11 protein-coding genes are annotated in these 14909 nt (G+C 61.8%); 9 read left to right on the top strand and 2 right to left on the bottom strand.

Going from position 1 to position 14909, the window contains the following annotated elements; genetic code table 11:
- The first annotated feature begins 15 nt into the window (after positions 1–15).
- Complete coding sequence (gene quiC / locus KUA23_RS26220; RefSeq protein WP_252993089.1) at positions 16–1917, top strand: 3-dehydroshikimate dehydratase QuiC; 1902 nt, start codon at positions 16–18, stop codon at positions 1915–1917.
- Positions 1918–1994: 77 nt separating this feature from the next.
- A complete protein-coding gene (locus tag KUA23_RS26215; protein WP_078050288.1) occupies positions 1995–2636 on the top strand; it encodes a TetR/AcrR family transcriptional regulator in 642 nt (213 codons plus the stop codon).
- A 145-nt stretch (positions 2637–2781) separates the two neighbouring features.
- On the opposite strand, the gene KUA23_RS26210 is transcribed toward KUA23_RS26215, so the two are convergent.
- Both KUA23_RS26210 and aroQ read right to left on the bottom strand, forming a co-directional pair.
- A complete protein-coding gene (locus tag KUA23_RS26210; RefSeq protein WP_078050287.1) occupies positions 2782–3630 on the bottom strand; it encodes a shikimate dehydrogenase in 849 nt (282 codons plus the stop codon).
- Entirely contained in the window at positions 3627–4076 is a 450-nt protein-coding gene (aroQ, locus tag KUA23_RS26205) for a type II 3-dehydroquinate dehydratase (RefSeq protein WP_078050286.1), read from the bottom strand. Before aroQ ends, KUA23_RS26210 begins: the two co-directional genes overlap by 4 nt.
- A gap of 207 nt (positions 4077–4283) precedes the next feature.
- On the opposite strand from aroQ, the gene KUA23_RS26200 reads away from it, so the two are divergent.
- From KUA23_RS26200 to KUA23_RS26170, 7 genes are all read left to right on the top strand, one after another.
- Entirely contained in the window at positions 4284–4805 is a 522-nt protein-coding gene (locus KUA23_RS26200; RefSeq protein WP_078050285.1) for an RNA polymerase sigma factor, read from the top strand.
- A 63-nt stretch (positions 4806–4868) separates the two neighbouring features.
- Positions 4869–5867: a FecR family protein gene (locus tag KUA23_RS26195; RefSeq protein WP_252993088.1), complete on the top strand. Its 999-nt coding sequence runs from the start codon at positions 4869–4871 to the stop codon at positions 5865–5867.
- Positions 5868–6819: 952 nt separating this feature from the next.
- A complete protein-coding gene (locus KUA23_RS26190; protein WP_252993087.1) occupies positions 6820–9570 on the top strand; it encodes a TonB-dependent receptor in 2751 nt (916 codons plus the stop codon).
- A 103-nt stretch (positions 9571–9673) separates the two neighbouring features.
- The gene (locus tag KUA23_RS26185) at positions 9674–10297 is read left to right on the top strand and encodes a heme acquisition protein HasA (protein ID WP_078050282.1); all 624 of its coding nucleotides are present in this window, start codon (positions 9674–9676) and stop codon (positions 10295–10297) included.
- A 176-nt stretch (positions 10298–10473) separates the two neighbouring features.
- The gene (locus KUA23_RS26180) at positions 10474–12210 is read left to right on the top strand and encodes a type I secretion system permease/ATPase (RefSeq protein ID WP_252993086.1); all 1737 of its coding nucleotides are present in this window, start codon (positions 10474–10476) and stop codon (positions 12208–12210) included.
- Positions 12207–13532, top strand: coding sequence for an HlyD family type I secretion periplasmic adaptor subunit (locus tag KUA23_RS26175; protein WP_078050280.1), 1326 nt, complete (start codon positions 12207–12209; stop codon positions 13530–13532). Before KUA23_RS26180 ends, KUA23_RS26175 begins: the two co-directional genes overlap by 4 nt.
- Entirely contained in the window at positions 13529–14845 is a 1317-nt protein-coding gene (locus KUA23_RS26170) for a TolC family outer membrane protein (protein WP_252993085.1), read from the top strand. Before KUA23_RS26175 ends, KUA23_RS26170 begins: the two co-directional genes overlap by 4 nt.
- Positions 14846–14909 lie beyond the last annotated feature (64 nt).

Here is a 14909-nt window from a genome sequence, read left to right as displayed (position 1 = left end):
TGCCGGGAGTCGCCCATGCAACGCTCTATTGCCACTGTTTCCTTGAGCGGAACCCTGCCAGAAAAGCTCGAAGCCATCGCGGCGGCCGGGTTCGACGGTGTAGAAATCTTCGAAAACGATCTGCTGTATTACGATGGCAGCCCCCGCGAAGTCAGGCAGATGTGCGCCGACCTCGGCATTGCCATTACCTTGTTCCAGCCGTTTCGCGACTTTGAAGGCTGCCGCCGTGACCGCCTGGCCCGCAACCTGGAGCGCGCCGAACGCAAATTCGACTTGATGCAGGAACTGGGCACCGACCTGGTGCTGGTGTGCAGCAATGCCTCGGCCGACTGCGTGGGTGACGAACGCATTTTGCTCGACGACCTCAGCCTGCTCGCCGAGCACGCCGGCCGCCGTGGCCTGCGCATTGGCTATGAAGCGCTGGCCTGGGGCAAGCACGTGAACACCTGGCAACAGGTATGGAACCTGGTGCGCCAGGTCGATCACCCGAGCCTTGGCGTGCTGCTCGACAGCTTCCACACCTTGTCCCTCAAAGGTGACCCGAGCGCCATCGCCGAGATCCCCGGCGACAAGATTTTCTTCGTGCAGATGGCCGACGCGCCGATCCTGGCCATGGACGTCCTGGAGTGGAGCCGGCATTTCCGCTGCTTCCCCGGCCAAGGCGAATTCGACCTGGCGGGGTTCCTCGCGCCGATCATCAAGAGTGGCTACACCGGGCCGCTGTCCCTGGAGATTTTCAACGACGGCTTCCGCGCCGCGCCGACTCGCGCGAATGCGGCGGATGGCCTGCGCTCCTTGCTGTACCTGGAAGAGAAAACCCGCGAGCGCCTGAAGCAGGAAGTGCCAGCGCAACCTGTCGAGATTCTGTTTGACACCCCGGCGGCCAGCGAATACGACGGCATCGAGTTCCTCGAATTCGCCGTGGACGAAAGCCTCGGCGCCAAGCTCACCCATTGGCTGGAACGCCTGGGGTTCGTCAAGGCCGGGCAGCATCGCTCCAAGAGCGTGAGCCTGTTGCGCCAGGGTGATATCAACCTGATCCTCAACTGCGAGCCCTATTCGTTCGCGCACAACTTTTTTGAGGCCCACGGGCCGTCGTTGTGCGCCACCGCGATTCGGGTCAAGGACAGCGCCAAAGCCCTGGAACGGGCGGTGGCGTACAAGGGCCAGCCGTATCGCGGCCTGGTCGGGCCCAACGAGCTGGAACTGGCGGCGGTGCGTGCGCCAGATGGCAGCCTGATTTACCTGGTGGATCAAAGCGAAGGCGGCTTGTATGACACCGACTTCAACCTGCAGCCTGCCGTGTCGTCCAGCGGCGGCTTGCTGCGCATCGACCACATGGCCATGGCCTTGCCGGCCGACAGCCTCGACAGTTGGGTGCTGTTCTACAAGAGCCTGCTGGATTTCGAAGCCGATGACGAAGTGGTGCTGCCCGACCCTTACGGCCTGGTGAAAAGCCGTGCCCTGCGCAGCCGTTGCAGCTCGATCCGCCTGCCGCTGAACATCTCCGAAAACCGCAACACGGCGATTTCCCACGCGCTATCGAGCTATCGCGGCTCGGGCGTGCACCACATTGCCTTCGACTGCGCGGATATTTTCGCCGAAGTGCGCCGCGCCAAAGAGGCCGGGGTGCCGCTGCTGGATATCCCGCTCAACTATTACGATGACCTGGCGGCGCGTTTCGATTTTGACGATGAGTTCCTCAGCGAATTGGCGTACTACAACGTGCTGTACGACCGCGACGCTCAGGGCGGTGAGTTGTTTCACGTGTACACCGAGCCTTTCGAGGGGCGGTTTTTCTTCGAGATCATCCAGCGCAAGAACGGCTATGCCGGCTACGGCGCGGCCAACGTGGCAGTGCGCCTGGCGGCAATGGCCAAATCGCGCAGCGGTGCGGCGCGCCAGGCACGTTTATAACGGCGGGTCGGGTGCTTCCTTCGGCGAGCGTCGCGGCCCATAATCACGGCCTGCATAACACTGGCCGTGAGCGCACCATGACCTCCGAGGCACCCCGCAAGAGTCGTAAGAACAATCCGGAAAAGACCCGCGAGAACATACTCCAGGAAGCCATCGTCGAGTTTGTCCAGCAGGGCCTTTCCGGCGCTCGCGTGGACGCGATCGCCGAGCGTATCCACACCTCCAAACGCATGATCTATTACTACTTCGGCAGTAAGGAGCAGTTGTACGTCGAGGTGCTGGAGAAACTCTACGGCGACATCCGCAACACCGAAACGCGCATGAACCTCACTGCGCTGGAACCGCGCGAGGCGATCCGCCGGCTGGTGGAATTCACTTTTGATCACCATGACCAGAACGTGGATTTCGTGCGCATCGTCAGTATCGAAAATATCCACAATGCCGAATATGTGAAGCGCACCGACACCATCAAGGCGATGAACAGCAAGATCCTTGAAGGGCTGGGCGAAACCTTGCGCCGTGGTGCCGAGCTGGGCTTGTTCCGGGAAGGGCTGGAGCCGTTGGACGTGCACCTGCTGATCAACTCGTTCAGCTTTTACCGCGTGTCCAACCGCCATACCTTCAGTGAGATTTTTCAGATCGATCTGTCGGATGAGGCGGTTAAACAGCGGCATCGGGACATGATTTGTGAGTCGGTGATGCGTTACTTGCAGGCTTGAGTAAGCGCGGCTCTCAAAACTGAAATGCAATCAATGTGGGAGCGGGCTTGCTCGCGAATGCAGTGGATCAGTCGCAACATGGTTGCCTGACCCGCCGCATTCGCGAGCAAGCCCGCTCCCACATTTTTTGATCCGGTTTCGGCAGTTAGGTATTCATGGCCTGGAAATGCGCCAACATACGCTGTGCATCCGGCACTTCCCCACTGAACAACTCAAACGCCTTCACCGCCTGAAACACCGCCATGTTGCCGCCGTCCAAGGTGCGGCAACCCAAGGCGCGGGCGTCGCGTAGCAGTTCGGTTTCCAGCGGGAAATACACGATCTCCGCGACCCACAATTGCGCCCGCAATAACGCTGCAGGCACCGGCGTGCCCGGCAGTTTGGCCATGCCCATCGGCGTGGTATTGACCAAGCCATCGGCCTCGGCCATCGCGTTTTCCAGGTGCTGGCCCACCTGGGCCCGACCAGCGCCGAAACGCAGCGCAAGGTTATCCACAAGGTCACGGGCGCGACTGGCGTCCACGTCGAAAATACTCAAGTGCTGCACACCTTCCGCCAGCAGCGCATGGGCCACCGCCGCGCCGGCACCGCCGGCACCCATCTGCACCACACGCTCGCGGGCGACGTCATTCAAGTTGCGCCGAAAGCCTTCGGCGAACCCCAGGCAATCGGTGTTGTGGCCGATGCGTTTGCCGTCCTTGAACACCACCGTGTTGACCGCGCCAATGCCGCGAGCCTCGTCGGACAATTCATCGAGCAACGGCAGGATTGCCTGTTTGCACGGGTAGGTAATGTTCAGTCCGGTGAAGTGCATGAGTTCGGCGGCGTCCAGCAGGTCGGGCAGGGCGTTGATGTCCAGGCGCAGCGGTTCGAGGTCGATCAGGCGATACAAGTAGCGCAGGCCCTGGGCATCACCTTCCTGTTCATGCAGGTCAGGTGTACGGGAAGCCTGGATACCGGCGCCGATCAGGCCGGCGAGGATGCGCGGTTTCATCGGGACGACCCTTTGAGCAACTGGCTGAAATGTTCCAGGGCCAAGTGGTAGCCATGGCTGCCGAACCCTGCGAGCACCGCCTTGGCGATAGGCGACACAAACGAGTGATGCCGAAAGGCTTCGCGGGCATGCACATTGGAGAGATGCACTTCGATCACCGGGACTTCACTGGCCACCAGCGCGTCGCGAATCGCCACCGAGGTGTGGGTCCAGGCCGCGGGGTTGATCACAATGCCAGCGCAGCGGGCGCGGGCGCCGTGGATCCAGTCGAGCAATTCGCCTTCGTGGTTGGTCTGGCGAAATTCGATGTTCAAACCGAGCTGATCGGCGCTGCGCCCACACAGGGCGGCGACATCGGCGAGGGTTTCGTGGCCGTAGGTAGCGGGCTCGCGGGTGCCGAGCAGGTTGAGGTTGGGGCCGTTGAGCACCAGCACGATGGGCGGCATAGGGTGGATCTCCACAGTTCTTGTTAGTTGCGTGGATAAAATGTACTGGTTGGTTAATTTGGTCAATTGATGGCGCCGGATGTGTTCGATTACCGAACTGTTAATCGGCTCATTGTTGCGGTGGAATCAGATTAGATATCAATTGAAAATCATTCTCGACAACGCTTAAGATGCCCGTCTGTTTCCTTAACATTCCAGGGAGTCGGTTTGTCGGACGTGGATCTCAAAGGCCTGTTTCTCAAGCACGCCGATACCTTGCGCGGGTATCTGGCGCGCAAGGTGCGGGACCCGCAGTTGGCCGCAGACCTGGTGCAGGAGAGTTTCCTGCGCCTGGCGGAAAAACCGGCCGGCGAGCGCATCGACAACTCCCAGGGCTATCTCTATAGAACGGCGAGCAATCTGCTGATCGACCATATTCGCCAGGAAGCGCGGCGCAAGACAGACTCCGTGCCCCACGAGGCGCTGGCCGAGATTGAAGATGAAGTGGCCGGGTTGGAGGCTCAGGCAATGGCGCAGCAACAGCGACAGGCATTGAAGCAGGCACTGGCGGAGTTGCCGGAACGCACCCAGCAGATTTTCCGTCTCAACCGCATCGAAGGCATGACCCACGCCCAGGTCGCCCGGCACTTGGACATCTCTGACAGCTCAGTGCAAAAGCATCTGGCCAAGGCGTTGGCCTACGTGATGCAGCGCTTGCAGGAAGGCGAGGTGGCGCCATCCGACGAATGAGTTACCGAAATGCACCAGGTCAGACGTCACAGCGTTATATAACGAAAAATTCGAGATTCACACGTGAATAGCCAGGGTCCGCAACAGCACAGCATTACCGAGGCGGCCGCCGAGTGGACGGTGCGCTTGCACGCCGGTGCCCTGACCGAACAGGAGCAGGCCGAGCTGCAGCATTGGATCGCCTGCGACAGCCGCCATGAAGCGGCATTGCGCTTTGCCGAGCAGACCTGGGCGGCATTGGGTGACGTGTACAAGGACGAACCGGTGCACCGTCAGCGCCCGCCAGCGGCGACGCCACTCGTGCGGCGTTCCACGCGGCGTCGGCCATGGCAGCGTGCGGCCGCCGTCGCGTTGGTTATGGTGGTGGCCGGTGTCGGCTGGGTGCGCGGGCCGGACATGGTGCTGCGGATGCAAGCCGACTACATCACCCAGAAAGGCGAGGTGCGCACCGTGCACCTGGCCGATGGCAGCAAGGTGGAGCTGGACTCCGACAGTGCCATCCGCCTGGACTACGACGGTGTGCAACGCCGTATCAGCCTGCTCCAGGGCTCGGCGATCTTTGATGTGGCGCCGATGGTGGGTGAGGAAACCCGGCCGTTCGTGGTGCAAAGCGCCGGGGGGCAAACCCGCGCCTTGGGCACGCGGTTTGTGGTGGAGCGCGAGGGCGATAGCCAGGCGTGGGTCGGCGTGCTGGAGCACAGTGTCGAGGTTTCCTTGCAAGCTATCCCGAAAAAGGGGCCGGCCGACCGGGTGGTCAAGGAGGGCCTGGCTGCGCGCTATAACCTCGAGGAGGGCATCGTGCCCCTGGACCAGCTCGATGTAGAGCGGGCCACCAGTTGGCGACGCGGCGTGCTGATTTTTGATCGCCAGCCGTTGGCCAAGGTTATCGAGCAGCTCAACCGCTACCGGCCTGGGCGTGTGGTGTTGGCCGATTCGGCATTGGGTGATCGCGAGGTCAGCGGGGTGTTTCGTCTCGACATGCTCGACACTGCCCTTGGCACGCTGACCCAGGAGCTGCAAGTGCAGCGCTTGGACCTGGCGGGCTTAAGCCTGATCTATTGATTGTCCTGTTGGCGCTGGCCAAGGGACCGTGCTCCCGCCAGCGGCCTGACAGCCGATCCAACTGTGGGAGCAGGCTTGCCCGCGAAGGCGGCCTAACTGCCGACCACTCTCCCACTGTCACCCCACGATCCAAATGTGGGAGCAGGCTTGCCTGCGAAGGCGGCCTAACTGCCGACCACTCTCCCACTGTCACCCCACGGTCCAAATGTGGGAGCTGGCTTGCCTGCGAAGGCGCCCTGACAGCCGACCACTCTCCCACTGTCACCCCACGGTCCAGATGTGGGAGCTGGCTTGCCTGCGAAGGCGGCCTGGCAGCCGACCACTCTCCCACTGTCACCCCACGGTCCAAATGTGGGAGCTGGCTTGCCTGCGAAGGCGGCCTGACAGCCGACCTGGATGTTGGGGCAGACCGGGTACATATCCGTTATTTGGGTAACGGCTGCTATGGGTTCCGCCCTTACGGCGGCTCACTTTTGAAAAGCGCAAAAGTAAGCAAAACGCTCTTGCCCCAACACTCGGCACCTCGCCTAGGCTCGGTGTGCCCGTAATCCGACAGGTATTTGGGGGGCCGCCGCCACGCGCCATCCATGGCGCGGGGCGGCTAAACCGGCATCCCTGCCGGTTTACCCCCCAAATCCCTGTCGAATTCCGGCCAGCGTGTTTGACGGGGCGCCTAAGATCAAAAGCCAGATCACAAGCCAGATCACAAGCCAGATCAAAAGCCAGATCAAGATCACGATCAAAAGCGGCTCGCTTCGCATCGTGGGTACCTGGGGCTAGCGTTGTGTTCGTACCTGTGGTTATCGCCGGCAAGCGGCTCCTTTTTGCTGCCTGACATCCCTTTGTTAAAAAACTTTTGAAAAAGTCTTACTGACTTCCTGCGCGTCGTACGTCTTGCTAGGTGAGAAGCATTCGCATAAACAAAAAACGCTTAGCGCAGGGAACATCCTAAATGTCAGCACTCAACAAGGGGCGTATCACCGGTAGCCGGTTAGCCCTGGCCATTCATCTGGGGCTGTTCGCCGCAGTCGCTCCGGTGTGTGCCGCGCAGCCGCAGTCGGGCGCGACTCAACCTGCCGTGCTGACGTTTGATATTCCCGCGCAACCTCTGGGCAGTGCCGTGCTGGCCTTTGCTGATCAGGCCGGTTTGCAGGTGTTGTTCGACAGCCAGCGTCTGCAAGGCTTGAGCAGCACGGCGATCAAGGGCAGTTTCAGCGTGCAGGAAGGCCTGGGCCGTTTGCTCGGGGCCGCGCCGGTGGAGTATCGCTTTACCAGCGAGCGCCAGGTCACGCTCAACCGTGTCCGCGACGATCACGACGGCGCCATGACCGTAGGCACCACAACCATCACCGGCAACACCACTGGCCAGGCCAGTGATTGGGTGTATCAGACCCCAAAGTCCGTGGCAGTCATCAGCCGTGACATGATCGACAAACGCCCACCCCGTCACGCGGCCGACATGCTTGAGGAAACCGCCGGCGTCTACACCGCCGTCAACCAGCGTGACCCCGGCCTCTCGGTGAATATCCGTGGCGTGCAGGATTACGGCCGCGTGAACATGAACATCGACGGCATGCGCCAGAATTTCAACGTCAACGGTCACCAGCAGCGCAACGGCACCATGGTGATCGACCCGGAGTTCGTTTCCAGCATCGAGATCGACAAGGGCAGCCAGTCGGGGCAGGGTGGGGCGGCCGTACTCGGCGGGATCGCCTCGTTCAAGACCCTGGACGCCAGCGAGTTCCTCAAGGACGGTAAAGAGATCGGCGGACGTTTTCGCGCGGGCAGCGGTATCGGTGAGTTGGGCAACGGTACCTACTTCAATGGCAGTGGCGTGTTTGCCTTTGGTGATGAGCGCGGCGATGTGCTGCTCGGCTATAGCGAGCGGCATTTCGGCAACTACCGCGCCGGTACCCACAATGACCAGAAGCTGGGCACCAACCTGCGTGCGCGCAAGGTCATGCCTGCCGCGTTCGATGATTGGTTGAACAGCGAAGTCGGCGACATGGGCAGCGTGACCCGTTCGCAGATCATCAAGCTCGGCCTCAACCTGCCGAATGACCAGCGTGTGCAACTGAGCTACCTGGAGAGTGACAGCGACAGCAACGATGCCTGGGCCTATACCTCCGATGACAATCAAAGTGTGTTCTACCACCGTGTCAGCAAGAACAACCTCAACGCCAAGAACTTTGCGCTGGACTACAGCTACACGCCGGATAACCCACTGGTCGATCTGAAGGCCAAGGTTTACTACGTCACCACTCAACTGGACCGTGCCAACACACCGAACATGGCGTCGGTGGGCACCGGCAACTACGTGGGGGCCTACACCGATCACTTCCAGACTGACACCTGGGGTCTACAGGGTGACAACACCTCGCGTTTTGATTTCGGCGAATGGGGACATGTGAGCTGGAACTACGGCGTGGAGTTGTACCAGGACGAGTTCAAGCCACGGACCAACAAGGTCGAAGCCGTCAACCTGCTCGGCCTGCTGCCCTATGCAGAAGGCGGCACGCCCGGCGGTAAACGTACCATCGCCAGCCTCTTCAATAACCTGCAATACGAATATGACGACTGGCTGACCGTCGACGGCGGCCTGCGTTACGACCGCTACAGGCTTGAAGGCGAAACCGGCATGACGCTGTACCGGCGTGATCGCTTCTACAGCAGCCTGGTGGGCGCCAAGCGCGTGTCCGAAGTGATTGATATCGACCGTGAGGAAGGCCAGTTTTCCCCGACCTTCGGCATCGCGGTTAAACCCGGCGTGGACTGGTTGCAGTTGTACACCCGCTGGGGCAAGGGCTGGCGCCCACCAGGGGTGACCGAAACCTTCATGACCGGTCGCCCCCACGGCGGCGGCTCGGGGGAGCGTGTGTTTCCAAACCCTTACCTCAAGCCGGAGGAATCCAAGGATTGGGAAGTGGGCATGAACGTGTTCAAGGAAGGGTTGTTGTTCAGTGACGACCGCCTGGGCATGAAGGTGGCTTACTTCGATACCAAGATCGAGAACTTCTCGTTCCTGAACACCAGCGTCAGCCTGCCGGAAACCACCGTCGGCGGCTTTCTCGGCACCATGGCCTACGTCAACAACACCAACCCCACGCGCTTTCGCGGCATGGAGTACCAGCTCAACTACGACATGGGCCGGGCGTACGCCAACTTCAGCTACACCCACATGATCGGCAGCAACGAGTTCTGTTCGAAGAACTACTACCTGGGCGGCGCGAAGAAGAACGGGCCGAGCACGTCGCGTATCGAACGCTATGTGGACGCAAACGGCGTTTCCCGCATCCGGCTCGTGACCCGCTACGAAGTGCTCGACGATGACGTCGCCAACAACAAGGAAAGTTGCGGCCGGATCATGGGTAACGCCACCTACATGCCCGCCGACCGCGGCTCCCTGACCCTGGGGGCGCGCTTCCTGGACAAACGCCTGGATACCGGCGTGCGTGTGCGCTACAGCGCGGGCAATGGGGAGAACCTGAATCAGCAGGGTTACGACCTGATCGACCAGGCGCTCTGGCCCCAGTACACCCTGTATGACCTGTACGCCAGCTACTGGATGACCGACCACTTGAACATTGCGCTGGCGTTGGAAAACGCCACCGATGAGGCCTATTTCGTCGCCATGGGCGATGCCAACAACCTCAGCCTGGCCCGCGGCCGGACCCTGAGCGGGATGTTGGAATACAAATTCTGATCAGTAGCAGCCTGTACTTGATCAATGGTTTTACCCAAGGGTGGGTAAAAAAGTGCGCCACTTGTGCGTGCTCATCAATAGCGTTGTTTAACGAGGTTTAGTGATGACTATTTCTGTTAGCTACGATTCTGGCTTGGGTTCTATCACTGTTAACGAGTACCTGAGCGCCTGGGCCCTGGGCTTCGCCACTGCGGGTCACGGCAGTAGCAATACCGGTGGTTTCAGCAATGGCTCCCTCAGCGGTGACCAGTACGCTACCCACGGTGCCAACAGCTCGGATTACGCCTTTATCGCCGACAGCGACACCAGCAATGGCCTGCACTACGTGTTCAACCCTACGCTGCCGGCGAGCAGCAACCAGAACCACTTCCTGTGGGGCGAGCTGGATAACGTTCAACTGGGCACTGGCCTGGGCGGCGGCGGCGGCAGCGATTTCAGCCTGACCGACTTCAAGGTGGCGTTCAACGGCCTCGACCTGAGCGCGGCGTCGGACGCCGGTCGCGTCGGCAACGAGGTGCAGAGCGTGATTTACGGCCTGATGCAGGGCAACACGTCTGCCCTGGAAACCGTCCTCACCGATCTGCTGGGTTCGATCGGCGAAGGCCTCAACAGCACCTTCGACGACATCGCCGCTGCGGTCGCCAGCCACGCCGCTTCCCCGGCGGCCACCGACGTTGCGCTGGTGGGCGTGCAAGACGTGGCGCAGGACTGGGCACTCGCGGCCTAAACCCTCTGCTGCATGAAAAAAGCGAATGGAAGATCGCTCTCCCATTCGCCGCATGACACACCGTCGTTGCCCAAGCCTTCTAATTCTTCAGGCGACGGCGGTGCCGAATTCTGCGCAGCGTCGCATGGCCTGTCAACGCGGCGACGCTGCCCGCTCAACCCTTTGAGAATCCCCAGATGCGCCACGCCGGCAACGAAACCCTGGCCGCCCTCACGGCCTATAAAAGTGGCTTCTTCAACATCGGCCTGTTCTCGGCGGTGATTAACCTGCTGATGCTCGCCCCGGCGCTGTACATGCTGCAGGTGTACGACCGGGTGCTGGCCTCGGGTAACCAGATGACCCTGCTGATGCTGACGCTGATGATCCTCGGCCTGTTCGGCCTGATGGGCGCGTTGGAGTGGGTGCGCAGCCAGGTGGTGATCCGCCTCGGCACGCAGATGGACATGCGCTTGAACCAGCGGGTGTACGACGCTGCGTTCGAAGCGCAACTCAAGGGCGGCACCCAGGCGGCCGGCCAGGCGCTGCATGACCTGACCACCCTGCGCCAGTTCGCTACCGGCCAGGCGTTGTTCGCGTTTTTCGATGCGCCGTGGTTTCCGGTGTACCTGTTGGTCATATTCCTGTTCCACCCCTGGCTCGGCGTGCTGGCACTGGTTGGCGCGGTGTTGTTGATGGCGTTGGCGTGGGTCAACCATCACGTCAGCCAGGCACCGATGGCGCTGGCCAGCCAGCTGTCCATCGGCGCGAGCCAGCAGGCCACGGCCAACCTGCGCAATGCCGACACCATCGAAGCCATGGGCATGCTCGGCACATTGCGCGCGCGTTGGTTCAGCCAGCATCAAGCTTTCTTGGCCCAGCAAAACCTGGCGAGTGAAAAGACTGCGGCCGTCAGTGCCTGGTCCAAGGGTGTGCGCCTGGCGTTGCAGTCCCTGGTGCTGGGCCTGGGTGCCTTGCTGGCGGTACAGGGCGATATCACGCCAGGGATGATGATTGCCGGTTCGATCCTGATGGGCCGGGTGCTGACCCCCATCGACCAACTGATCGGCGTGTGGAAACAATGGGGCTCGGCGCGCCTGGCGTACCAGCGCTTGTCGCAGATGCTGGCGGACAACCCCGCGCGGCCCGCCCGTATGAACCTGCCGGTGCCCAAAGGCCAGCTGAGCGTGGAGCACGTCAGCGCCTGTGCTCCCGGCAGCCGTCGGCCCGCGCTCGCCAACCTGGGCTTCACCCTGGCGGCGGGCGACGTCTTGGGCGTGATCGGGCCGTCGGGCTGCGGCAAATCCACCTTGGCCCGACTATTGGTGGGCGCCTGGGCGCCCCTGGCCGGCAAAGTGCGGCTGGACGGCGCCGACCTGGCCCTGTGGGACAAGCAGCAGTTGGGGCCGCACATCGGTTACCTGCCGCAAGACATTCAATTGTTCGCCGGCAGCATCGCGCAAAACATCGCACGCTTTGCCGAGGTGGAGGCGGACAAGGTCCTCGCTGCCGCGCAAATGGCCGGCGTGCATGACCTGATCCTGCAACTGCCCCAGGGCTACGACACGCAGTTGGGGGAGGGCGGTGCCGGCTTGTCGGGCGGCCAGAAACAACGCGTCGCGCTGGCGCGTGCGCTGTACGGCCTGCCTGCGCTGATCGTGCTGGACGAGCCCAACGCCAACCTTGATGAAGTGGGCGAGCAGGCCTTGCTCCAGGCCATCAACCAGCTCAAGCAACAGCGCCGTACCGTGATCCTCATCACCCACAAACCCAACGTGCTGACCCTGACGGACCAACTGCTGATCCTCAAGGACGGCCAGTTGCAGGCGTTCGGGCCCACTGCGCGCGTGTTGGAGGCCCGGCAAAAGCCCGCCGCAAACAAGCCGGTGTCGACCCTGAGCATGAGTTACCGCCTCGGTGAAGGAAAACAGGCATGAGCCAGAACAAACCGGTGTTGATCAGCGAGGCGCCGAACAATGTGCTGGCGCTGGATGACAAAAAGTATTCGCGCCTGGGGTGGCTGTTGGTACTCGGTGGCTTTGCCGGTTTCCTCGGTTGGGCGGCATTGGCACCGCTGGACAAGGGCGTGGCGGTGTCGGGCAAGGTCATGGTGTCGGGCCATCGCAAGACCGTGCAACACCCGGCCGGGGGCATCGTCGAGCGCATTGAAGTGCGCGAGGGTGAGGTGGTCAGCGCCGGCCAGGTGCTGCTGCGATTAAAAGAAACCCCATTGCGCGGGCAGATGCAGTCGCTGCGCAGCCAGTACCTGGCCTCCCTGGCCAGCGAAGCGCGCTTGAGTGCCGAAAGCGAAGGGGCGCCGGCGATCACCTTTGGTCCCGAATTGCTCAATGATCCGGAGGCGGCGGGCACCCTGAACCTGCAACGACAGCTGTTCAATAGCCGTGCCCAGGCCCTGGCCACCGAGCAACAAGGCCTGCGCGAAACCATCGCTGGCGCCGAGGCGCAGTTGCGCGGGACACGGGATTCGCAAGCCAGCAAAGTCCAGCAACGCGCGGCGTTGAATGAGCAACTGCAGGGCCTGCGCGAACTGGCGCGTGACGGTTACATCCCGCGTAATCGCCTGCTCGACAGCGAGCGCCTGTACTCGCAGGTCGACGGCGCCATCGCTGAGGACTACGGCCGTATCGGCCAATTGCAACGCCAGGTACTGGAGCTGCGCCTGCGAATCCGCCAGTTGGGCGAAGACTTCCAGAAAGACCTGCGCAGCCAATTGGCCGACACCCGCACCCGCAGCGACGACCTGCGCAACCGCCTGGCCTCGGCCGAGTTCGAACTGGCCAACAGCCGGGTGCGCGCGCCGGCGTCCGGCGTGGTGGTGGGGCTGGACGTGTACACCGAGGGCGGGGTGATCAAGCCCGGCCAGGCGTTGATGGACATCGTGCCCCAGGGTGAACCCTTGTTGGTGGAGGCCAGGGTGCCAGTGCAGATGGTCGACAAGGTGCATCCGGGCTTGCCGGTGGAGTTGCTGTTCTCGGCCTTCAACCAGGCCACCACGCCACGGGTGGCCGGTGAAGTCACCCTGGTCTCGGCAGACCGCCAGGTCGATGAACGCACCGACGAGCCTTACTACACGCTGCGTGCCCAGGTCAGCGCGGCGGGCATGCAACAACTGGACGGCGTGCAGATACGCCCGGGCATGCCGGTGGAAACCTTCGTCAAGACCGGTGAGCGCTCGATGCTCAACTACTTGTTCAAACCCCTGATGGATCGCACCCATATGGCCCTGGTGGAAGAATGAAGGCGCTGTTGTTTACCCTGTGTTTTGGTTGTACCTCGGCGGCGCATGCCCTGGGCTTGCTGGATGCCTACGACTTGGCCCTGCGTAACGACCCGACCTTTCAGGCCGCTATCCAGGAGCGTGAGGCCGGTGAAGAAAATCGTGTGATCGGGCGTGCGGCGTTGTTGCCGAACCTGTCGTGGAGCTATAACAACTCGCGCAACGAATCCGAAGTGACGGCGGGTGATGTCACCAGCGACCGTGACTACCGCAGTTACGCGTCGACCCTGACCTTGCAGCAACCGCTGCTCGATTACGAAGCCTACGCGCGGTTTCGCCAGGGCACTGCCCAGGCATTGATGGCCGATGAGCGTTTTCGAGGCAAGAGCCAGGAACTGGCAGTGCGGGTGCTCAACGCCTATAGCCAGGCCTTGCTGGCGCAAGAACGTATCGAGCTGAGTCGCGCACAGAAACGTGCGTATGCCGAGCGCCTGCAACTCAATGATCGCCTGCTCAAGGGCGGTGAAGGCACGCGCACCGATGTGCTGGAAACCCAGGCGCGCCTGAGCCTGGCCCAGGCCGAAGAGATCGAGTCCCAGGATGTCCAGGACAGCGCCCTGCGCGAGCTGGAAGCCATCGTCGGCCAACCGCTGCAGATCGAAGAACTGGCGCCGCTGACGCGCCAGTTCGACATTCCGCCCCTGCAGCCCAACCGTTTCGAAACCTGGCGCGAAATGGCCATGGCCAATAACCCGGAGCTTAAATCCCAGCACCACGCCTTGGACGTGGCTTCCTATGAAGTGGAACGCAAGCGTGCAGGTCATATGCCCAAGGTCAGCCTGTACGCCAGCAGTCGCCAGACCAGCTCCGATTCGGAAAGCAGCTACAACCAGAAGTACGACACCAACAGCGTCGGCATCCAGGTCAGCCTGCCGCTGTTTGCCGGTGGCGGTGTATCAGCCTCCACGCGCCAGGCGGCGAACCAACTGTCCCAGGCCCAGTACGAGCTGGACGCGCAAACCTCGGCCACGCTGGTGGAGTTGCGCAAACAGTTCAACCTCAACACCAGCGGCGCGGCCAAAGTGCGTGCTTATGAAATGGCCGTCAGCTCTGCCACGGCTTTAGTCGCTGCGACGAAAAAGAGTGTGGCCGGCGGTGAGCGGGTCAACCTCGACGTGCTCGACGCCGAACAACAACTCTTCACCGCCCGCCGCGATTTGGCGAATGCGCGACATGCGTATCTGTTGGCGAGGATTCAGCTGAAGTATTACGCGGGGTTGCTGAACGAGCAGGACTTGCGGGCCTTGGCGGGGTATTTCCAGCCCTCGGCATGAGTGGTTACAACCCGGCATTCGCCGGGTTTTTGTGCTTACTCATCTGTAAAACCGCTTCGGCAAG

This window comes from Pseudomonas pergaminensis, assembly GCF_024112395.2.
Lineage (GTDB): Bacteria > Pseudomonadota > Gammaproteobacteria > Pseudomonadales > Pseudomonadaceae > Aquipseudomonas > Aquipseudomonas pergaminensis.
The sequence above is the reverse complement of the archived record's forward strand: the minus strand, read 5'-3'. Positions and strand labels throughout refer to the sequence as shown.